At 47.2% G+C, this 689-nt stretch carries 2 tRNA genes and 1 rRNA gene; all 3 read right to left on the reverse strand.

The window, feature by feature from the left end:
* Positions 1–141: 141 nt before the first annotated feature.
* Positions 142–217 (reverse strand) — tRNA-Ala (locus RH85_RS16875).
* A gap of 17 nt (positions 218–234) precedes the next feature.
* Positions 235–310 (reverse strand) — tRNA-Glu (locus RH85_RS16880).
* A gap of 90 nt (positions 311–400) precedes the next feature.
* Positions 401–689 (reverse strand): 16S ribosomal RNA (locus tag RH85_RS16885); the annotation flags it as partial.

Raw genomic sequence — 689 nt, forward strand, 5'->3', positions numbered from 1 at the left:
ATAGGTAAACATTGAGAACTTTTTTTGATAACAACAATGTTGTTATCAGTCAGCTTTCCAAATTGTTAAAGAGCTAGATTTTACTTTCTACTTAAAGAAAGAAACCATTTTTAAAGATTCTTTTTCAAGAACACTTAAAAATGGTGGAGCTATGCGGGATCGAACCGCAGACCTCTTCGCTGCCAGCGAAGCGCTCTCCCAGCTGAGCTATAGCCCCATATCCTTATGAGGAGATGGCATCCCGTAGGGGAGTCGAACCCCTGTTACCGCCGTGAAAGGGCGGTGTCCTAGGCCTCTAGACGAACGGGACACTAGTTAAACACCTCAAAGTGTTTTTTCTATCTCTTAAACTTTATAAACCATCAATCTGTGTGGACACTCATCGTGAGTAATCATCGTATAAGGAGGTGATCCAGCGCCAGGTTCCCCTAGCGCTACCTTGTTACGACTTCACCCCAGTCATGAACCACAAAGTGGTGAGCGTCCTCCCCGAAAGGTTAAACTACCCACTTCTTTTGCAGCCCACTCCCATGGTGTGACGGGCGGTGTGTACAAGGCCCGGGAACGTATTCACCGTGGCATTCTGATCCACGATTACTAGCGATTCCGACTTCATGGAGTCGAGTTGCAGACTCCAATCCGGACTACGACGCACTTTTTGGGATTCGCTCACCATCGCTGGTTGGCAT

This window comes from Vibrio ichthyoenteri ATCC 700023 (assembly GCF_000222605.1).
Taxonomy (GTDB): domain Bacteria; phylum Pseudomonadota; class Gammaproteobacteria; order Enterobacterales; family Vibrionaceae; genus Vibrio; species Vibrio ichthyoenteri.